Raw genomic sequence first — 21,489 nt, forward strand, 5'->3', positions numbered from 1 at the left:
TATGATTTTATTGAAAGGTTAATGGAAATAATTACTTATTAGTTTTTACCATGTCCATTTCCATGGTTTTCACCTTGGTTATTTGATTTATTATTCTCTTGCTTTTGATTTCCCTTGTGGTTTCCACGATTTTCATGTTCACCTTGATTTCTATGGTTTGTACCATTTTCGTGCTTTACTACGTGTTTTACTTCATGCTTTACTACATGTTTTTCTTCTTTTTCAACTTTTACTTTTTTAACTTTAACTGGTTTTACTTCTTTTGACTTATGTTGATGTTCTTCCTCATGCTCTACTGTTACAGGTTTTGTAGCAACTTCAGCAGCATCATCTTTGTCATCATTTTCACCTTGTTCGTCTTCATTAACATTTTTCACGTCTGTATCATTTACGTCTTCAATTTTAGTCACTGTTGTAATAACTTCTGGCGTAGCTGACTGATCTGTAGTTGAATCTGGGTATTGAACTGTAATAACTGGTTTTAGAGCAGTTGAATCCTGTTCTGTATGTTTTAAGACTTTCTCTAATCTTTCAGAAATTTTGTTAAAGCTCTTTTCAATATTTTTAGCAATCGCAGCTTTTGCTTTTGGATTTTTAACTTGATCTAAAACATTTGCTAAAACAAGTAAATTGTTATTTAAATGATGCTGAATTTTTGCAATTTCTTTTTGCTCTCTTGTTAATTTTTGTTTTTCATGCTTGTCTGTCTCAGCTTTATCTTGATCTTCTTTTTCTGTGTCTTGTTTGTCTGTTTCAGCTTTATCTTGATCTTCTTTTTCTGTTTCTTGTTTGTCTGTCTCAGCTTTTTCTTGGTCTTCTTTTTCTACTTCTTGTTTGTCTGTATCTTGTTTATCTGTCTCAACTTTTTCTGTGTCTTCTTTTTCTACTTCAGTTGAATCTTCTGCTGGTTTCGTAGTAACAGTACCTTCTGTTGTTGTTTCTGAAGTCGTTGGCTCAGTAACAGTTGGAAGTTTACCATCAATTTGGCCTTGAGCATTGTCCATTTGACTTAAAGCTTCTTTTAATGTTTCTTTTGCTAAATCTTCTTTACCTTCTTTAATTAATTCTCTTGCTTCATGAATGCGCTCTTGAGCAAATTGTGCTAAAAGATCTGCTTCTTTAACTTTGTCTGTTGTTAGTAACAATTGAATTTTTTCTACTGTTGTTTTAACAAAATAGAAGAAATCGCCTTTAACTAATGCTGGTGCTTCTTCCTTTTGATCAGTTGGTGAAACTGTATCATTTTCAGCAGCAAGTACTGAACTAGAGAATCCTAGCTGAGATAATAATAGTGCTGTAGCAGTCGTATGTACTAATAATTTTTTCATTAATTTTTTTCCCCTTTATAAAAAATTTCTTAAATTATTCTCACTATAACTATTCGTAGAGACTTTCATTTTTTAGGGGGTCGTTTTTAAAAAAATTTAAAAAAATGGTGAAACTTGTTATTTTTCCCTATTTACCGACAAAGTTTTATAAAATAACTTACTAAAAAAATACAAAATAATACTTTGGAAATTAGATTAAGTTAACAAAAAAGTACCATACCCTAAATTAGGGCATGGTACTTTTAATTTACTATTTACATTTTTTCTGGTGCAGAAACTCCAACTAAAGCTAATGCATTTTGTAATGTAACTTGAACTGCCTTCATTAAAGCTAGTCTAGCTTTTGACTTTTCAACATTTTCAGCATCTAATACTTTTTCTGCATTATAGAAGCTGTGGAATGTACCCGCTAATTCAAACACATAGTTTGTAATATGATGAGGAGTGCGTTTTGAAGCAGCTAATGAAACCGCTCCTGGGAATTCTCCTAATTTCTTTAATAACTCATATTCTTTTTCAGACGAAACAAGGCTGTAATCCGCTTCACCATTGTAAACGATACCCATTTCTTCACCTTGACGAAGAATACTACATACACGAGCGTGAGCATATTGTGAATAATACACAGGGTTTTCATTTGATTTAGAAACTGCTAAGTCCATATCAAAGTCTAAATGTGAATCACAACCGCGCATTGCAAAGAAGTAACGAGTTGCATCAGTACCTACTTCTTCCATTAAATCACGTAACGTTACAGCTTTACCTGTCCGTTTACTCATTTTAACTTTTTCACCATCTTGATATAACTGAACCATTTGGATAATTTCTACTTCAAGCGTATCAGCATTATAACCTAATGCTTGAATTGCTGCTTTCATTCGAGGAATGTATCCGTGATGGTCAGCCCCAAGAATATCAATTAATTTATCTGCACCACGACTAAGCTTGTCTCGGTGGTAAGCGATATCCGGAGTTAAATAAGTATACGAGCCATCGCTTTTAATTAGTACACGGTTTTTGTCATCACCATATGTTGTAGAACGGAACCAAGTCGCTCCTTCTTCTTCATATGTTTCACCACGTTGGTTTAAATCATCAAGAGCCTCTAACACTTTTCCATTTTGATATAATGAAGTTTCTGAATACCACACATCAAATTCGACTCTGAAATTACGTAGATCTCGTTGTAGTTTTTCCATTTCTAATTTTAAACCGTACTCACGGAAGAACTTGTAACGAGCCTCTTCTGGTTCATTCACATAACGATCACCGAATTCAGCAGCTAATGTTTTACCAATCTCAATAATGTCTGCACCATGGTAGCCATCTGCAGGCATTTCTTTATCCATTCCAAGTGCTTGCATATAACGTGCTTCTACCGAAAAAGTTAAATTATTAATTTGGTTTCCAGCATCATTAATATAATATTCACGAGTTACTTCATAACCTGCTTTATCTAAAATATTGCATAATGAATCTCCAAATGCAGCTCCACGAGCATGACCTAAATGTAAATCTCCAGTCGGATTTGCTGAAACAAACTCAACTAAAATCTTTTCACCGTTACCAAAGTTTGTTTGGCCATATTCATTTCCCGATTTAATAATCGTTGGAATTAAATCAGTAAGATAACTATTATCCATATAAAAATTGATGAAACCTGGTCCAGCAATTTCTACTTTTTTAATGCTTGCTTTACTTTGGTCAAAAGAATTAATTAACTCCTCTGCAATCATTCTAGGAGCCTTTTTAGCAACACGCGCTAATTGCATTGCCATATTTGTTGAAAAATCTCCGTGCGCTTTATCTTTAGGTGATTCTAATACGACTTGTGGTAATTGTTCCTCCGTTGCTAATCCTGCTTTTATTACCGCAGCTTCGATTTCATTTTTCAAACGGCTTTTCACTTGTTCTAATGTATTCATATCGTTGCCTCCTTAATTGATACTGTAATGTTATACGACCCAGCATTTTCATCTCCTACGAATAACTTATATCCTAATTGAAGTACCCCTTTCAAAGGACCTTCAGATACTAGAAATTGTAGTTTTTTTGTATATGCCTTAGTTTGAAATACGCCTAATTCATTTGAGAAAGTACCTTCAGTTGTTTCATTTACTCGGTACTGATGACGCATCATAACTCCGCCATTACGAATAATTGTTACTTCCCCTTTACCTATTTTCATAGTAGCCTTTACTTTTCGGTCCTCGTGATTTTCATCAAATAATAAATATGAAATATCATCTTTTTTATAATATAGGCCATTTGCTTGAAAACTGATTTTATCACGCCCGTGTGGATCTTTTATTAAAGTCTCAAAGTCAATTGAGACAGGTATGCCTTGTTGTCCTTTCACTTTTACACGTCCTTTTCTCCCCATGAACGTAACGAATCACATCCAAAAATCATCTTTTCCCATTTTAGCATAATCTAATAAAAAAAATAAAATAGGTAACAAAAAAATTGTGAAAAATATTCATTAAAGTGAACAAAATAATATGGCTATCTGAAAAATTGGGGTATTTTCTTGTTTCAAAAATATAATGATGAATTTCGGTCATATTTATTTCGACTCATCAAATCTAAAAATGCAGGAACTATTACTCATTGATCGTCATCTGATGTCAGTAGCATCAACATACTAACAAAATAATCTTGCCTTGAAGTAAGGAGGATTTTTGTTTTCAATTGAAAACTGTTTGTGAGACAATAAAGAACATATGAAGAATAAAAGGGGATTTTATGAAAACAATCGCACAACTATCATCTAGCAAACTATTTTTCATTGGACTAGGCATTGGAATCATTTCGTTATCCAGTATTTTTCTCATTTATTTGTACGCCTTTTTCGTGCCATTTGTTGTTGGACTCATTTTGTGGTTCATTTTCAAACGAAAAGCAATCATGTTCGGCAGTTTTACAGCAGCATTAATCGGATTACTCGCACTGATCGGCTTCATCGTTTATCTGATGATGTTCGGTCATTTCGGACCATGAAACCAGCTCGTAAAGGGCTGGTTTTTGTTTGTTTATATTCAAAAAAAAAAAACCGCTAGGAATACGTAATTCCTAGCGGGTTTTCACCAATTATCGAGAAATACACGATCATATTAATGTGCAGACTCTGCTTTATCTATATGAATTAAATGCTTTTTATTAATAAATAAGAAAATTACCGATAGTAATACAAAACATCCACCTACATAGAAAGGTACATGTGGATTATACCATTCAGCTAGTTTACCTGCTAAATATGGTGCAATTGCTCCACCAAGGAAACGTAAAAAGCTATATGCAGCTGATGCTGTTGAACGTTCAACTGGAGCTGCTTGCATTACTGCTGTTGTAATTAATGTATTGTTATTTCCTAAAAATGCACCAGCAATTATTACACAAACAATAATTACACTATTCGTATCAGTTCCAATTCCCATTACGATAAGTGTAATAGCGAAAAGTGCTAACATAGCATACATCGATTTAAGTGTACCGAATTTTTTTTGTAATTTTGGAGCCATAAATACAGATGTAATTGCTAATAAAAGTCCCCATCCTAAGAATACAAATCCTAAACCATGTTCCTTTAATCCCATATAGAATGGTGAGAATGCTAATAAAGTAAAGAATCCAAAGTTATATAAAAATGCTGTAATCCCTAAAGTTAATAATGATCTATGTTTAAGAGCACGGAATGGATCGAGAAACGATGCTTTTTTCGTACTTTGTGTAATAGGTGTTTTTGGCATCATAATGGATAGAGATAAAAATGCAATGACCATTAAACAAGCAACGCCAAAAAATGGACCTCTCCAAGAGATTGAACCTAATTCTCCACCTAATAATGGACCAACTGAAATCCCAAGACCAATCGCAGTTTCGTATAAAATAATCGATTGTGCAACACCTGATCTAGATAATGAAACAATAGCAGATAATGCAGTTGCAACGAATAATGCGTTACCTAGACCCCAACCTCCACGTAACCATACTAATTCCCATATACTGCTTGAGCTACCTCCAAGACCAGCGAAGACTGCAATAATCAGTATGCCTAAAAGAAGTGTCCATTTAATTCCGATACGTGAGGAGATAAAACCTGTTATTAACATCGCGAATGCCATTACTAAATTGTAACTTGTAAAAAGAAGCGTTACATCACTTTTAGAAGCATGCATTTTTTCAGCAATTGCTGGTAAAATTGGGTCAACTAATCCAATTCCCATGAATGCGATAATACAAGCAAAGCCAACAGCCCAAATAGCTTTTGGCTGATTCAAAAGACCAGATTTTTGATTTGCATGTGTCTTTTGATTTTTACGATCTGCCAAGTTTGACATATTTCATCCATCTCCCATATTATTTATTGTTCTAATGCATTTTTCACCCTCTGATACATCTCATTCATTTCATCTCGAATATCGTTCATTTTTTTAAGTTTCTCATCAATCATTTTTAATTGTTGAGCAAGTATCGCTTCTGCTCCTAAAAGATTTTCTTTTCTTTCATCATCATTCATCTTTTCTTTGTTTTCTCTATACTGCAATCGGAATTCTTCAAACGCCTCACCAATTGCCATATATTCCTGTACCTCCTGCAAAGAAAAACCAAGAACATCCCGAACATTCATTATTTTCTTCAATCGTTCGATATGCAGGTCTGAATAAAGTCGAAATCCTCCTTCACTTCTTTCAGGTGGGGAAATTAAACCAATTTCTTCATAATAACGAATCGATCGCTTTGTTAATCCACATTCTTTCGCTACTTCATCTATCTTGTAAAGCAAATCATTGCCTCCTTTCGAAATGAATTTAACTTTTTTATATCACTTATTTATCTTACTCCTAATATATCGTTAACGTCAACGTTAACTTTGTACATATTTCTATTTTTATCTTTCTACAAAATTGTTGTTTTAGTATAAAAACAGTACAAATAATCATATTTTTGCCCTATACAAAAAACCCGAAAGATAAATACGTCTTTTAGCGCATTTTCTTTCGGGTTCTAACAAATGATTCAACCAATGTCGTTAAATCATACCCATATAAAGTTTTGTTCTTCTTATGCTGTTTGCTGTAATTTACTCATTTTTTTAACTTTATTTTTTCGTTTTAACGCCCACATTGTAATTCCAGTTATTCCTAAACCGAGTGGAGCTATTCCAACTAAGGCATAAATTATTTTTACGAACACACCACCAAAAGTTCCTCTATGTAAACTTTCTCGCCAAATAAAGAATTTATCATAGACTGTTTCTGTATTTTTCGAAAAAGTTCCTACATGCTTTCCAGAAAATTGATCGAAAAATTCGCTTGTATTTCCTTTACCTTCAGGGTCGTAACTGCCATCACTTAATTGGGCTTCTATAACCCCTTCTTTATCCGATGGAAGTCTTAACTTGTATAACTCACCTTCCGGGTGTAATTTATTAATTTGGGCAACGATCGTATCCAGTTCTATTTGTTGTTTACCATTATCAACTGATTTAAGTTCTTCAGGATAATTCGTTGTAAATTTCAATTTCAAGGATTCTTCAATCTTTTCTTGGAATGGAAATAGCATTCCTGTTATTGCTACAACAAGCAAAAATGGTAAAGTTATAACCCCTATAAAATTATGTATTGATAGATTTTTTGCCATTTGACTTTTATTCCATTTAATTTTTAGGCTTTTAAACATTCGCTTAATACCTGGATACCATAAATAAATACCTGTAATAAGAATGATAATAAATGCAATTGCAACGATACCAATAATTGTTTCACCAATATCATCTAATAATAAATGTGTATGTAACTCCTTAAAAAAAGAAACGACTGATTTCTCTCTATCGAAATTGCCTAATAATTTGCCATTGCTAGGATCAACATATGCATCAATTTCATTATGTCCTTTTGACATACTTGCATGATATACGTCTGTTAACTTTGAAGGCACATCCATCCTCGAAATTTGAAAACCTTTGTAATGTTCAAGAAAAATCTTTTCTGCTTCTTTAATTCCAATATTTCTTTCACTACTTGCAGGCTTAAAATACTGCGGATTTAATACATGTTCAATCTGATTCCCAAACACTAATACACTACCCGTTGCACAAACAGCAATAATAAAAAGGCCAAAAACTAAGCTGCACACCAAATGTAGAGTTAAAATAAATTTTCTTACCCCTTTTTTCATTTTCATCTTCTATTCTCCTATATTATGATAATAATAATCGTTCTCAATTATAAAGGTAATGATTATCATTATCAATAACATTTTTACATTTTTACATTTTTACATTTTTACATTTTTACATTTTTAGTAAATTATTATTTTAGTGGCCTCAATTGTTTCAATTTCAAATTCAATATAAAAAGGCGATTCTCGTCCTAACGAACGAAAAATCGCCTTTAACAAATCTTATTATTTTACCCAGCCTAATAAGATTTCACGAATAAATTTACTTGCCGCAACTTGAGTTTGCTCTGCATGATCGTAAACTGGAGCTACTTCTACTAAGTCTGCCCCAACAACGTTAATATCACTGTTCGCGATTGCTAAGATGCTATCAAGCATTTCTTTTGATGTAATACCACCTGCTTCAAGTGTTCCTGTTCCAGGAGCATGTGCAGGATCTAATACATCGATATCAATCGTTACATATACTGGACGTCCAGCAAGCGTTGGAAGTACTTTCTTTAACGGCTCAAGCACTTCGAATTTGAATAAATTCATTCCAACTTCTTTAGCCCATTCAAATTCTTCCTTCATACCAGAACGGATTCCAAATGAATAAACATTTTTTGGTCCAATTAAATCACAAACTTTTTTAATTGGTGTTGAGTGAGATAATGGCTCACCTTCATATGAATCACGTAAATCAGTATGAGCATCAAAGTGAATTATAGCTAAATCTGGGTATTTCTTATACATAGCTTTCATTACTGGCCATGATACAAGATGCTCTCCACCCATTCCTAGTGGAAATTTGCCTTCAGCTAATAAGCCGTCAATATAATCTTCAATCATATCAAGGCTTCTTTGAGCATTACCAAATGGTAATGGAATATCCCCTGCGTCAAAATACTTAACTTCTTCAAGTTCTTTATCTTGATATGGACTATATTCCTCTAATCCAATTGAAACTTCACGAATACGCGCAGGACCAAAACGAGAGCCTGGTCTGAAACTTACAGTCCAATCCATAGGCATACCATAAATAACTGCTTTACTTTCTTCAAAGCTTGGATGACTCTTTATGAATACATTTCCAGAATAAGCTTCATCAAAACGCATAATAAAGCCCCCTTATTTAGTAAGATCAGCTACAAATTTTGGTAATACGAACGCTGCTTTGTGTAGCTCTTTAGTATAATATTTTGTCTCAATATCGAAGAAACGATTCTCTTCTACTTCAAGTGGATCATGTTTTTTCGAACCGATTGTAAATGTCCACATTCCACTTGGATATGTTGGAATGTTTGCAATGTATAAACGAGTGATTGGGAAGATTTCTCTTACATCACGTTGAACTTGTGTGATTAACTCAGGAGTAAACCATGGATTGTCCGTTTGAGCTACAAAAATACCATCTTCTTTTAATGCTTTAGAGATACCAGCATAGAAGCCTTTTGTAAATAAGTTAACTGCAGGACCAACTGGTTCAGTTGAGTCTACCATAATTACATCGTATACATTTTCACTATTTGCAATATGCATAAATCCATCGTCTACTTTTACTTCTACACGTGGATCTTCTAATTTCCCTGCAATTTCAGGTAAGTATATTTTAGAGTACTCAATTACTTTTCCATCGATTTCAACTAGAGTTGCTTTCTTTACACTTGGGTGTTTTAATACTTCACGAATAACACCACCGTCACCGCCACCGACAACTAATACGTTTTCAGGATTTGGGTGTGTGAATAAAGGTACATGCGCTACCATTTCGTGGTAAACAAACTCATCTTTTTGAGTTGTCATAACCATACCATCTAAAATAAGCATGTTTCCGAACTCTTCTGTCTCTACCATGTCAAGCTTTTGAAACTCAGTTTGCTCTGTATGTAAAGTTTTATTAATTTTAGCAGTAATTCCAAAGTTTTTTGTTTGTTTTTCAGTAAACCATAATTCCATTTAATGCATCTACCCTTCTTTATCAAGATTTAGTTTGAAACATAAGGATCGTTTTGTTTGAGTTGAACAAGGCGCCTCCACTTTTTCGATTATGTTTCGTATTATCCCCACTCTTCCTAATTCCTATCGGATTTGTGTTGTTACGACAATTTTTTGCCGTACAAAAGAAAAGTATAGAGTAATTTTTGTGAAATGCAAGATTTTTAAAGCTAAATTTTTTGATATTTTTTACTACGGTAATTTGAATAAAATTTCTCCTAATCTACCATACTAGTATTAAATTAGAGAAACGAATCGAGAGGAGGATACATTTTTGTATAATATCAACTACTCTTTTCATTGGCGTACACTTCAAAAGGTCGGTATTTTGCTTACGATTATTTCAATTTCAGGTACACTATTTTTATCTTGTGTCTATCTGTTTGCAGTTACGTCTACAAAACCTTCGTTATTTATTGAATCAAATTCCAGTTATTATGATCACAATCAAAAGCTAATTAGTAAAACTAAGTTACTTCAAAATCGTAAAACACTTAAAATTGCAGATGTCCCTCCAATTGCGATCAATAGTATTTTAGTTTCTGAGGATCGTAATTTTTTTCATCACCATGGCTTCGACTTAAAAAGGTTGGGTTCTGCTATCTTAATTAATATAACAAAGGGACAATACGCTCAAGGCGGAAGTACAATAACTCAGCAACTTGCAAAAAATTTATATCTTTCACAAGAGAAAACGATTAATCGTAAATTAAAAGAGGCTTATTTAACGATGAGACTTGAGTCAGCCTACAGTAAAAATAAAATATTAGAAGCATATTTAAACACTATCTATTTTGGACATGGTATTTATGGTCTAGAAACTGCGGCGAATACCTTCTTAGGAAAAGAGACAAACGAGCTTACAGTTGGTGAATCTACATTTTTATTAAGTATTCCAGCTAATCCTTCAACATATGATCCTTACGTTCATTTTTCATCTGTAAAGAAAAGGCAGCAACGAATTTTATCAGCACTAGAACAGAATAAATTAATCAGCTCAAAAACTGTTAAAAATGCAATTGATGAAACGATAAAGTTAAAACCGATTAAACATACTTCAAATTCTTCATTTACATCCTATTTTCAACAAAGCGTTCAAAAAGAGATTACAACTTCAATTGGACAATCAATCAATAATAATGGTAGTCAAATTTATACAACATTTAATCCCGCTATTCAAAAGCATATTGATCAAGCATTTGATAAATATATTAGACCAAAATCTGATTTACAGGCTAGTGTAGTCGTATTAAATAGTCAAACTGGTGAAGTATTAGGGATGACTGGAGGCCGTGAGAAAGGACAGTTTTTATTTAATCGAGCAATAGCGTCGAAACGACAAGTAGGAAGTACAATAAAACCAATTCTATATTACAGTGCACTTGAAAATGGTTATACCCCATCAACAAGACTTCAAAGTAAGCCTACTATATTTCACTTTGAAAATGGAGATTCATATAGCCCGAAAAATAGTGGCAATCTATACGCACATGATTCAATTACTCTAGCTAAAGCTATTGCTGTTTCAGACAATATATACGCTGTAAAAACCCAACAGGCAGTCGGTACTGACGAATTTATTAAAGCACAGAAGTTATTCCATTTAACCACACCGAATAATAAACTACCTTCAATGGCCCTTGGCACTCAAGATGCTTCATTGCTCGATATGACAAGAGCATATGCTTTAATTGCGAATAATGGTAAAGATGTTATTCCTCATTTCGTAAAAGAGATTAAGACTCAAAATGGAAAGACGATTTATAAAGAAAAGTTTGATAAAAAACAAAGATTAGATAAAGATCAAACCATTATACTGAAACAACTAATGAACGGAATGTTCAACACAAATTTTTCAAGCTACTTGCCAGTAACAGGTACTAGTATTATTCCTGAACTATCAAAAGATTATTATGGTAAAACCGGTACTACGAAAACGGACAGCTGGATGATAGGATTCCATTCAAATCTTATTGTTGGGGTATGGGTTGGGTATGATCATTCAAAAAATTTAACCGTAGAGGAGGGTACACTGTCGAAGAAGGTATGGGCATCAGTTATGACAAATTTATTGGATAAAAATATAGACGCTAAATTACCAAATGATCTAGTTAAAGTTGCTATAGATGAAAAGACTGGTCTTTTGTTTAAAGAAGGCTGTGGCGATAAAATTTCACTTTATTTTCGTAAAGGGACACAACCTACAAAACCTTGTATAAATAAAAAAATAAACCAAAAACATAAAAATGAAAATAAGGACAGTAAGCCTTGGTATTCACAATATTTACTGTAAAAACAAAAGACCTCACCAAATTGGTAAGGTCTTTTGTTTGTCCTAGTCCTAGCTTTGTCCAAGCTATTATTAGTTTACTTTATTTAGTCTTAAATGTAAAAAGATTATTCGACGATTTCTTCAAATTTTTTATATAATTTACCAAAAAAAGTATACTAACCTAAAAGTTCAGTTTTTAATTGTTCAGATGAATTATTCCACATCTCTTCATTGTGCGATTTTAAGAAATTGGCTAATAATTTACGAGACTTTTCATCCATCTGTTCAACCATTATTTTACGTTTCATCGCTTTATCCATTTTATTTACGTGGTCAGGAAGAACCTTATATCCCCTTCTAGCTTCACGATCAACAGTCATGTAGCAACCTGTTACTCCAGCGTAATAAGGACCGCTTTCAGTTCGCTCAGTTGCGACCCACACTAACCAATAAGGTTTTCCATTAGGAACCTCATCCTCATTCGTTAAAAACTTGATCCCCTTTTCAACTGAACTTCTTGCGTGCATTGCACCGATATCTACAAAAACATCATTCTCTTGTATATCAATAAAGACTGGCGAAATATTTTCTAAACTAATTGCTCCAACACCAAATCCGCCATGCCCACTCGTTGAATCATTTTTTAATATATTAAAACCTAGTGATTTCTTTTTTGGTTGATCAGACATTGTGCCCCTCCTAAAAAATTAATGGTGTAACGATTGAATTAATCCAGTGGAAAACTGACGGTATAGCAACCTGGAAAATTGGTTGAATTGTATAGTTATCTAATGGAGTTAATACTAAAACTAAAAATACAAATGCTCCATACTGCTCATATTGTGACATTTTTGCACGAAGATCATTAGGAGCTAAATCCTCTAAAATTCGATATCCATCTAGTGGTGGAAGTGGAATTAAGTTAAATACAAATAATACTATATTCATTTGAACGAAAATATTAAAAAAAGAATCTAAAGTAAGTGATAGTGCTTGTGGGAAAGAATGAAAAAATCCGAATTTATATAATAATGAATAAGCGATTAAACCAAGTGTCGCTAGAATTAGATTACTAATCGGACCCGCTGCAGTAGTTAAGATTCCTGCTATTCTCGGATGCTTAAAATTATGGCGATTTACAGGAACTGGTCTTGCCCAACCAAAGCCTAAAATAATAATCGCAATTGTACCGAAAATGTCTAAATGTCTAAATGGAGAAAGCGTTAATCTACCTTGTCTCTTTGCCGTGTCATCTCCAAATTTATAAGCTGCATAAGCATGTGCAAATTCATGGACTGATAACGAAATTGCAACAACTAATAATATTAATGGTATATCTTTTAATGGATATTGAAAAAATGATCCCATTCTTTGCTCCTTTCGAGAAAAATTGCTGTTTTATGTAACCGAACAGTTAATTTATTAATAGTTTAATTTATTCTTTATGATTTCTTCAATGTTAATTGATTTAATCGTTATTTTTCTGACTTCCTGAGTTATAATAAAAATGATAAAACGAAGGAGGTCATAACATGCCATACGTTACAGTAAAAATGCTAGAAGGTCGCACTGAAGAACAAAAGAAAGCATTAGTTGAAAAAGTTACTGATGCTGTAAGTGAAACAACAGGTGCTCCAACTGAAAAGATTGTTGTTTTCATTGAAGAAATGACAAAAAATCATTATGCAGTTGCAGGCAAACGCCTTAGTGACGAATAGAAATCCTTACATACATCAATAGTAAACGTCAGACTGCCTGCCAAACGCTTTCAATCAGTCTGAAAATCAAGTTTTTAGTACTTTGTCTAAATAATGAGTAAACGGGGGATAACTTCCGTTTACTATTTTTATCTTCTTTTAGCCCCTGCTATTTCTTCAATCATTTCGATTACTTTCTTTTTCTTTTCATCAGGATCGTTATAAATTAAATCGTGAGGAAAATATAACTTAGAATCGAATAACTTTTTACCAGTTATTCCATCTACTAGTTCTGATTTACGCGAAATTTCTTTTAAATCACCGTTCGTTTGTAATAGTAAAATCGGCTTCTTCCCACCTTCTTCACCATACCTAAAGTAATCATAAGCCTCGTCTGAAATTGTATCGATAACTAAATAGTATTCCGGATCTATCTCTATTTCTAAAAATAACTCTTTTAATACAGCAAACTTTTCAGTATGTTTTTGTGTATCAAAGTCTACATATTGAAATAATTTTCGATTTAAGAATCGTTGACATAGATCACTCAAGATTTGGTCAGATTCCTCCTGCCATACTTGGAAATAATACAAAAGGACCGATTCATCTAATTTGATATATTCATCTAAATCAACTTTCCCTTCAAATAAATGACCAAAATGCACTGGTACATAATTAAAATGATAACCTGTTTCATGCAAATATTTAGCCCTTTGTAATATTTTTTGTAAAATGGCTTCCGCACTTCTAGACACAGGATGAAAATAAACTTGCCAGTACATCTGGAATCGACTAATTAAGTAGTGCTCAACAGCATGCATACCTGATTGTTTAATAACAACTCCATCTGGACGAGGACGCATAATTCTCAAAATACGTTCCATATCAAAATTGCCGTAACTTACGCCAGTGTAGTATGCATCTCTAAGGAGATAATCCATTCGATCTGCATCAATTTGGCTTGAAATCATGCTCGTAACTAACTTATTCGCCGATGTTTTCTCAATGACTTCTGATACTTTCTTAGGAAAGTCATCCCCTACTTTTCTTAGGATTTCGTTAATTTCTGTTGAACCCTCAATAATTTCTCTCGTTAATTCCTCATGATCTAAATTAAATATCTTCTCAAATGTATGCGAAAAAGGACCATGACCAACATCATGTAATAATCCAGCACAAAGAGCTAATAAGCGATCATCATCATTCCATTCAGGACGACCAGAAAAAACATCATCTACCATACGTCTTATAATTTCATAAACGCCAAGCGAGTGAGTAAATCGACTATGCTCAGCTCCATGAAACGTCAGATAGGTAGTACCAAGCTGTTTAATTCTGCGTAGTCTCTGAAATTCTTTCGTACCGATTAAATCCCAAATAACTTGATCTCTTACGTGAATATAACGATGTACAGGATCTTTAAATACTTTTTCCTCATAAAGCTTTTGGAAACGATATGACATATCTTGGCCCCCTTTCAATATGTATACTAATTCTTTATATGCTAATTGATTTACTTTCTGAACAGGACTCTTTTATCTTTCCTTTTGTAGCTCGAGGCATTAACCCATCGAGTCATAAGCCAAATTCCAATGAAGGTTAAAACCAACCTTCTGCATTTATTATCAATTTTTATCTCTCAACCCTTAGATATCAAAGTTAAAATAGGTATTTCATGGTGTCTAGTTCCGAAAGCTAGCTCTTCGGTAATATTCCATCCATCTTCGAAGTGGAAAGATCACCACTTCTTCAGCTGAATGGAGATACTCCCTTCAGAGCTGGGCAAGCTTTCTCCACATTTCATATTGTCTAGCTCCAGGCGTTAGCCCCTCGAGGTCATAAGCCAAAGCCCAATAAAGGTTAAAAACCAACCTTCATCGTTCTTCGTCTTATGCTTGTCGGGGCTGAGCAAACGCCTTCCGCATTTCTTATTATATCAAAAAAACGCTCCTAAAGATGAAGGAGCGTTTAATTCTTACCTAGTTTTGACTTTATCTTTACAAGTAGATCATCTTCGTTAGGTGCAGATAGGGGACGATTGTTTACGAAACAAAATGATTTTTTTCGTCCTGGTCCACAGTAAGATTGACAACCAATTTTAATCTCTGCTTCATCATCTATTCTTTTTAAGCGAGGGACTAATGTTTTAATATTTGTCGCCTGGCAGTCATCACATATTCTAAATTCGTTTGACATTTTTTTACAATCCTTTCTGTTCTAAATTGAACATACTCAGCAGTAATTTTACTCGTTCCAAAAAGGACATGCAAGTTTTCCAATTAAATCACTCCAAATAGTATTCTACTATTTTCTATTTTTTGTATAGTTTTCTATTTTTTTGTCCAAACTTCTATTAATTAGCTAGGAAATTAAATCAATTAATTGAATAAAAGAAAGTTGAGGGGAAATTTATATGATGAAATTAAGACAGGATGCTTGGACTGAAGAAAATGATTTACTTTTAGCGGAAACCGTTTTACGTCACGTACGAGAAGGTAGTACCCAATTAAATGCCTTTGAAGAAGTAGGCGATGTTTTAGAACGAACTTCGGCTGCATGTGGTTTTCGTTGGAATGCTGTAGTTCGCTATAATTATGAAAAGGCACTTCAATTAGCTAAGAAATTCCGTAAAGAAAAGCTTCGACACGCTAAAGGTGAAGATGCTAAGAAAAAGTTATTATATACACCTTCTGAATCTAGTTATATACAAACAGATGTATCTAGTAATTTTGATCGTTATTTAAATGATGAACAAGATTTAGAATATGGTGTTGAACTCGATCAAGAATTTGGGTCTTTTGTGGAAACTGATACTGAAAATGATGAGAGTGTAGAAGTAACACATAACGAGGAACCAACGACTGAGATCTATTCAAGTATTCCTTCCGTTCAAAATCAGTATCAATCACAGATTCAGACTCCACCAGCTTCACCAATGAATACAAGAAAAAGTTCAATTACAATGTTTGATGTCATCCAGTTTTTACAAGGTCTTTCAAGCAGTCAGATTGGTAGCGATCGTTTAGTCCGTGAAAATGATCAACTAAAAAGAGAGCTTATGCAATTACAGGAACGAAATTCACAGTTACAGAGACAAGTAGAAAAGCTTGAAAAAGACGCTACTACTGTTCAAGAAGACTATGAAACAATGATGAAAATAATGAACCGTGCTAGAAAATTAGTATTATTTGAAGAGGAAGAGAAACCAGCAGCAACATCCTTTAGAATGGATAAAAACGGAAATTTAGAAAAAATTGCAGAATAACATTGTCAGTTATATTATAGAGGAACTAAATCTTAATTAAGATTTAGTTCCTCTATTTTCATGCATACTAAATTTGAAAATCCCGTTACAATCTATTAATTTCCTAAAAATGATCTTTTAAAGAATGCTAGCTGTTTTTCAAGTGTAACTGGGTCACTGAACGAAGCGCCATTGCCAAGCATTTCATATACACGATTATTTTTTACAGCTGGAATAGATTTATATGTATCTGTTTTCTGGAACGATATATCTACATCTGCATATTTACTTAAAATAATGTAATCTCCAGCATATTGTGGTAGCACTTCTGTAGAAAGTGTATAATAACCATCTTTTAAAGCCACTTCTTTTACTTTCTCAGGCATTTTTAATTTCATTGCTTGGTAGAGTATTTCAGTTCCGCATGCCCAATTATTACCGAATACATATAGCTGTTTATCATATGATTCAAATACTGATACAGTTGCATCTTCACCGATTTTAGCGCGAATTTCATCTCCGGCTTTTTCCGCACGTTGTTTAAAGTCATCAACCCATTTTGTTGCTTCCTTCTCTTTGTTTAACTGTTTACCAATTTCGATATGCTGTGCTAAATAATCTAATTTACCCCTGTGTATGTTACCGTTGGAGCAATCTCTTTCAATTTATCTATATTTTTAATATTTGATAATTCAATTATTAAATCTGGTTTTAATTCAATTATTTTTTCAAAGTTCTCATCCGATACTTCCGCTACATCTTTTAATTCCTTCTTAAAGGTTGGATTATTCTTTGACCAAACATCTACCCCAACAACATTTACTCCTAAAGAAATGACATTACCCGTAAAACCTGAAAGTAAGATTACTCGTTTTGGATGTGTTGGTACTTCAACGGGGCCAGTTTCCGATTGATATGTAAATGTTTGAGGTTGATCGTCCATCTTTGAAGTACTCGCCTTCTTATCTGACGAATTATGGCTACATGCACTCGTAATTAAAACAAAAATAAGAATCAATGGTAATATTAACTTTTTCATTCGAATCTCCTTTTTTTATCGATTTATAATTGATAACGATTATCATTTCCATTAATTTATTTACTATATGTTTGATTCGAATTATTGTCAACTTATATTTACATTCAGAATATGAAGTTTTTTTATTTAGTTTAAAATCATGCTAAAATAGGAAAACAAAAGCAAAACGCAAGGGGCTTATTTAATGAATCAACATTTGAATCGGTTACAAACAGATGAAATACGTTTTATAGACGGATCAACTTTAGGGCCATCCTTTGAGGCGATCCAATCTTTTGCATTAGATGACACATTATGTACAAAAATTGGGAAAATGGAGTCTCCAACGACAATTCGAACTTGGGTACACCACAACACAATAGTTCTAGGAATACAAGATACTAGACTACCGAATTTAACGAGTGGGGTTAAATTTCTTAATGACCATGGATACAAAGCAATCGTGCGAAATTCAGGTGGGCTTGCTGTTGTTTTAGATGAAGGGGTTCTAAATATATCTATTCTCTTTCCAGAGGCTGAACATAAACTGCAAATTAATGATGGTTATGAAACGATGTATGCACTAATACAAGATATGTTTAAGGATTTAACAAATAAAATAGTGGCAAAAGAAATAGTAGGATCATATTGTCCTGGAGATTTTGATTTAAGTATTGATGACAAGAAATTTGCTGGTATCTCTCAACGTAGGATACGTAAAGGGGTTGCTGTTCAAATTTATTTATGTATTAACGAAAGTGGTTCAAAACGTGCTTCAATTATTAAAGATTTTTATGAAATTGCGATTGATAACAAAGAAACTTCATTTAAATATCCTACAATTATACCTGATACAATGGCATCGCTTTCCGAACTACTATCATTAAATCTTACAGTGACGGATGTAATGACAAGACTACTTCAATCATTAATTAAATTAACTCCAAAATTAACACCGAACTCCTTACTTGATGATGAAATAGAATTATATAATTATCATTTGCAACGAATGATTGATCGTAATTCGGATATTAGTTCTATGCAAGAGTGATTATGACATTAATTAAACTAACAAAAAGTGTTCCAATAAAAAAAGAGTGCTCAAAAGTTCATTGACTTAAGAGAGCACTCTTTTTCCTTAACTCTGTCCTAATTATAGTGACTGAGCAGCTGTGATGATTGATAGTTTATAAACGTCTTCACTGTTACAACCACGAGACAGGTCGTTAACAGGCATATTTAAGCCTTGTAGGATTGGTCCGATTGCTTCAAAGTTACCTAAACGTTGAGCAATTTTGTAACCAATATTACCTGCTTCTAAGCTTGGAAATACGAATGTATTAGCATCTCCTTGAATAACTGAATCAGGAGCTTTGCTTTTTGCAACAGATGGAACAAATGCTGCATCAAATTGGAACTCGCCATCTAAAGTTAATTCAGGAGCAAGCTCTTTTGCAATTTTAACAGCCTCAGCAACCTTTTCAGTTTCAGGCGATTTTGCAGATCCTTTAGTTGAAAAGCTTAACATTGCGATTTTAGGGTCAATGTCAAATAGTTTAGCTGTTTTTGCACTTTCAATTGCAATTTCAGCTAAATCTTGGCTATTTGGGGCAATATTAATCGCGCAATCTGCGAAAACGTATTTCTCATCCTCACGAACCATGATAAATACACCAGATGTTTTTGTAACGCCTGGTTTTGTTTTAATGATTTGAAGCGCTGGTCTTACTGTATCGGCTGTTGAATGTGTAGCACCACTAACTAAACCATGAGCAATGTTTGCATATACTAACATCGTTCCAAAGTAGTTTGGATCTAATAATGCTTTACGAGCTTGCTCTTCTGTTGCTTTTCCTTTACGGCGTTCAACAAATGAAGCAACTAATTGATCCATTTCTTCATAAGTAGATGGGTCTAAAATTTCTACTCCTTGAAGTTCTAAACCTAAGCTACTTGCTTTTTCTTTTACGTTTTGTACGTTACCTATTAAAATCGGTTTTAATACATCTTCTTTCGCTAGTCTGTCAGCTGCTGTTAAGATTCTCTCATCTGTACCTTCTGGTAAAACAATTGAAATACCTTTACCTGATACTTTTTGTTTAATGCTTTCAAATAAGTTGCTCATAATTGCCTCCAAAATCTTTAAAATTATTTTATTTGTACATAATTAGAATAAAACCTTTTTAGAATAATGAAAAATATAATATATTTAATAAAGCGCTATCATTTAAAGTAAATTAATTCCTAATTTTCTAACTAAATTTGGATATTGTATAATTTTGTATGTTTTTACAAAATACTTTTATTTGTAGTATGCTATATAAATGAAAATCAATACGATAACGTTTGGGGGATTTAAAATGAGTGAAGCTGCAAAAACTTTAGATGGCTGGTATTGTTTACATGATTTTAGAAGTATGGATTGGCATGCTTTTAAACAATTAGGTAGTGATGAGCGTCAACTAGCGATTACAGAGTTCCAACAAGTTTTCTCAAAATGGAATCAAGTTGCTGATTCTGGTGAAGGTAGCCATGCTATTTACAATATTTTAGGTCAAAAAGCAGACATTATGTTTATGGTTTTACGACCTACAATGGATGAGTTATTACATATTGAAACAGAAATTAATAAAACTACATTATCTCAGTATATGATTCCAACTTATTCATACGTTTCTGTAGTTGAATTAAGTAATTACTTAAGCGAAGAAGATGGCGATCCATATCAAAATCCGCATGTTCGCGCTAGACTTTACCCTGCTTTACCAAAATCTCAATACGTATGCTTCTATCCAATGGATAAAAAGCGTGAAGGCGAAGATAATTGGTACATGCTTCCTTCAGGTGCTCGTAAAGAAATGATGTACAGCCATGGAAAAATTGGTCGTGGTTACGCTGGTAAAGTTAAACAAATTATTACTGGTTCTGTAGGTTTTGATGATTATGAATGGGGCGTTACTTTATTCTCTGAAGACGTACTTCAATTCAAAAAATTAATCTATGAAATGCGCTTTGATGAAGTAAGTGCTCGTTATGGAGTCTTTGGTTCATTCTTTGTTGGAACAATTCTAAAAGAAGATGCATTCTCAAAATATCTTTACGTATAATTGAATACTTAAGAGTATCCACTGAATACGAACAGTCATAGTATATAAATTAAAAGACTTCTCTTTTTTGAGAAGTTTTTTTATTTTCCTGTTGGAAAAGAAGTCATATGTTTCTTTCAATTTTAATATAGTTACAGTAGTGAACGAACTAATTAGTCCTCGCTTTCCGATCACCAATGGGATTCATGCAGAATATTTAATTCGGATGAGGAGGCTTTTTTATGGCTGTAATTCGTTATACTGACGCTGAGGTTGCTTTGCTTGCTAGATTAATGCGTGCTGAAGCTGAAGGCGAAGGTGTAGAAGGTATGTTAATGGTTGGTAATGTATGTGTTAATAGGGTTTTATGTGATTGCTTAGATTTTAGAGACATTCGAAGTATAAAAGATATGGTTTATCAGAATCCAGGTGGATTCGAAGCTGTTCAAAAATCTTACTTTTATCAACGTGCCAGGGACCAAGATATTGAGCTATCTAGAAAAGTAATAGCAGGACAGCGTTTTTGGCCAGCAACTTATGGCCTATGGTTCTTCAGACCTGCAGGTTCATGCCCAGGAACTTGGTTTAACCAAAAACTAGCAGGAAGATTTAAGTCGCATTGCTTTTATCAACCAACTTCTGAAGATTGTCCTAAAGTTTACAGTGTTTAATTTGATTTAACTA

Annotated in this window: 20 protein-coding genes and 1 pseudogene; 7 read left to right on the top strand and 14 right to left on the bottom strand. The window is 33.4% G+C overall.

The window, feature by feature from the left end; translation table 11 throughout:
• Positions 1-38 precede the first annotated feature (38 nt).
• The 3 genes from COJ46_RS08240 to COJ46_RS08250 form a co-directional block, all read right to left on the bottom strand.
• Entirely contained in the window at positions 39-1,328 is a 1,290-nt protein-coding gene (locus COJ46_RS08240; RefSeq protein WP_098565819.1) for a DUF5667 domain-containing protein, read from the bottom strand.
• A 254-nt stretch (positions 1,329-1,582) separates the two neighbouring features.
• Entirely contained in the window at positions 1,583-3,253 is a 1,671-nt protein-coding gene (argS, locus tag COJ46_RS08245; protein WP_097974840.1) for an arginine--tRNA ligase, read from the bottom strand.
• Positions 3,250-3,687, bottom strand: coding sequence for a YwiB family protein (locus COJ46_RS08250; protein WP_176522480.1), 438 nt, complete (start codon positions 3,685-3,687; stop codon positions 3,250-3,252). Before COJ46_RS08250 ends, argS begins: the two co-directional genes overlap by 4 nt.
• Positions 3,688-4,073: 386 nt before the next feature.
• Here COJ46_RS08250 and COJ46_RS08255 point away from each other — a divergent pair, with 386 nt between their 5' ends.
• Positions 4,074-4,328: a hypothetical protein gene (locus COJ46_RS08255; protein ID WP_097974836.1), complete on the top strand. Its 255-nt coding sequence runs from the start codon at positions 4,074-4,076 to the stop codon at positions 4,326-4,328.
• Positions 4,329-4,441: 113 nt separating this feature from the next.
• On the opposite strand, the gene COJ46_RS08260 is transcribed toward COJ46_RS08255, so the two are convergent.
• The 5 genes from COJ46_RS08260 to speE all read right to left on the bottom strand — a co-directional run bounded on the left by COJ46_RS08260 (position 4,442) and on the right by speE (position 9,449).
• Positions 4,442-5,668 carry an MFS transporter gene (locus COJ46_RS08260; protein ID WP_097974835.1) on the bottom strand — a complete coding sequence of 409 codons (1,227 nt, stop codon included), beginning with the start codon at positions 5,666-5,668 and terminating at the stop codon, positions 4,442-4,444.
• A 23-nt stretch (positions 5,669-5,691) separates the two neighbouring features.
• Positions 5,692-6,114: a MerR family transcriptional regulator gene (locus tag COJ46_RS08265; protein WP_097974833.1), complete on the bottom strand. Its 423-nt coding sequence runs from the start codon at positions 6,112-6,114 to the stop codon at positions 5,692-5,694.
• A 278-nt stretch (positions 6,115-6,392) separates the two neighbouring features.
• Positions 6,393-7,514 (bottom strand): PepSY-associated TM helix domain-containing protein, encoded by a 1,122-nt coding sequence (locus tag COJ46_RS08270; RefSeq protein ID WP_097974831.1) that lies wholly within the window; start codon positions 7,512-7,514, stop codon positions 6,393-6,395.
• A 222-nt stretch (positions 7,515-7,736) separates the two neighbouring features.
• A complete protein-coding gene (speB, locus tag COJ46_RS08275; RefSeq protein ID WP_069033703.1) occupies positions 7,737-8,609 on the bottom strand; it encodes an agmatinase in 873 nt (290 codons plus the stop codon).
• Positions 8,610-8,621: 12 nt separating this feature from the next.
• Entirely contained in the window at positions 8,622-9,449 is an 828-nt protein-coding gene (speE, locus tag COJ46_RS08280) for a spermidine synthase (RefSeq protein WP_025671010.1), read from the bottom strand.
• Between the two features lie 313 nt (positions 9,450-9,762).
• On the opposite strand from speE, the gene COJ46_RS08285 reads away from it, so the two are divergent.
• Entirely contained in the window at positions 9,763-11,781 is a 2,019-nt protein-coding gene (locus COJ46_RS08285; RefSeq protein WP_176527929.1) for a transglycosylase domain-containing protein, read from the top strand.
• Between the two features lie 155 nt (positions 11,782-11,936).
• On the opposite strand, the gene COJ46_RS08290 is transcribed toward COJ46_RS08285, so the two are convergent.
• Positions 11,937-12,449 (bottom strand): YwhD family protein, encoded by a 513-nt coding sequence (locus COJ46_RS08290; RefSeq protein ID WP_097974827.1) that lies wholly within the window; start codon positions 12,447-12,449, stop codon positions 11,937-11,939.
• A gap of 10 nt (positions 12,450-12,459) precedes the next feature.
• Entirely contained in the window at positions 12,460-13,128 is a 669-nt protein-coding gene (locus COJ46_RS08295) for a site-2 protease family protein (RefSeq protein ID WP_097974824.1), read from the bottom strand.
• A gap of 164 nt (positions 13,129-13,292) precedes the next feature.
• On the opposite strand from COJ46_RS08295, the gene COJ46_RS08300 reads away from it, so the two are divergent.
• On the top strand, positions 13,293-13,478 hold the full coding sequence (locus COJ46_RS08300) for a 2-hydroxymuconate tautomerase (RefSeq protein WP_025671006.1): 186 nt from the start codon (positions 13,293-13,295) through the stop codon (positions 13,476-13,478).
• A 128-nt stretch (positions 13,479-13,606) separates the two neighbouring features.
• Here COJ46_RS08300 and COJ46_RS08305 read toward each other — a convergent pair whose 3' ends face one another.
• Together COJ46_RS08305 and COJ46_RS08310 are read right to left on the bottom strand one after the other, a co-directional pair.
• Positions 13,607-14,920 (bottom strand): HD domain-containing protein, encoded by a 1,314-nt coding sequence (locus tag COJ46_RS08305; RefSeq protein ID WP_097974822.1) that lies wholly within the window; start codon positions 14,918-14,920, stop codon positions 13,607-13,609.
• A 505-nt stretch (positions 14,921-15,425) separates the two neighbouring features.
• On the bottom strand, positions 15,426-15,653 hold the full coding sequence (locus COJ46_RS08310; protein WP_025671004.1) for a YuzB family protein: 228 nt from the start codon (positions 15,651-15,653) through the stop codon (positions 15,426-15,428).
• Positions 15,654-15,873: 220 nt separating this feature from the next.
• Between COJ46_RS08310 and COJ46_RS08315 the strand changes: the two genes are divergently transcribed.
• Positions 15,874-16,722, top strand: a complete 849-nt coding sequence (locus tag COJ46_RS08315; protein ID WP_097975185.1) for an RsfA family transcriptional regulator — start codon at positions 15,874-15,876, stop codon at positions 16,720-16,722.
• 95 nt (positions 16,723-16,817) lie between these two features.
• On the opposite strand, the pseudogene COJ46_RS08320 reads toward COJ46_RS08315, so the two are convergent.
• A pseudogene (locus COJ46_RS08320) lies at positions 16,818-17,740 on the bottom strand (iron-hydroxamate ABC transporter substrate-binding protein).
• A gap of 184 nt (positions 17,741-17,924) precedes the next feature.
• On the opposite strand from COJ46_RS08320, the gene lipL reads away from it, so the two are divergent.
• Positions 17,925-18,770: an octanoyl-[GcvH]:protein N-octanoyltransferase gene (lipL, locus tag COJ46_RS08325; RefSeq protein WP_097974821.1), complete on the top strand. Its 846-nt coding sequence runs from the start codon at positions 17,925-17,927 to the stop codon at positions 18,768-18,770.
• Positions 18,771-18,872: 102 nt separating this feature from the next.
• Here the strand turns inward: lipL and pta are convergent, their stop codons facing one another.
• Positions 18,873-19,844 (bottom strand): phosphate acetyltransferase, encoded by a 972-nt coding sequence (pta, locus tag COJ46_RS08330; RefSeq protein ID WP_097974819.1) that lies wholly within the window; start codon positions 19,842-19,844, stop codon positions 18,873-18,875.
• A gap of 235 nt (positions 19,845-20,079) precedes the next feature.
• Here pta and hemQ point away from each other — a divergent pair, with 235 nt between their 5' ends.
• Positions 20,080-20,826, top strand: a complete 747-nt coding sequence (gene hemQ, locus COJ46_RS08335; RefSeq protein WP_097974818.1) for a hydrogen peroxide-dependent heme synthase — start codon at positions 20,080-20,082, stop codon at positions 20,824-20,826.
• A gap of 221 nt (positions 20,827-21,047) precedes the next feature.
• Positions 21,048-21,476 (top strand): cell wall hydrolase, encoded by a 429-nt coding sequence (locus COJ46_RS08340; RefSeq protein WP_097974816.1) that lies wholly within the window; start codon positions 21,048-21,050, stop codon positions 21,474-21,476.
• Positions 21,477-21,489: the final 13 nt, after the last annotated feature.

It is taken from the genome of Bacillus sp. AFS077874 (assembly GCF_002566505.1).
Taxonomy (GTDB): Bacteria; Bacillota; Bacilli; order Bacillales; family Bacillaceae_G; genus Gottfriedia.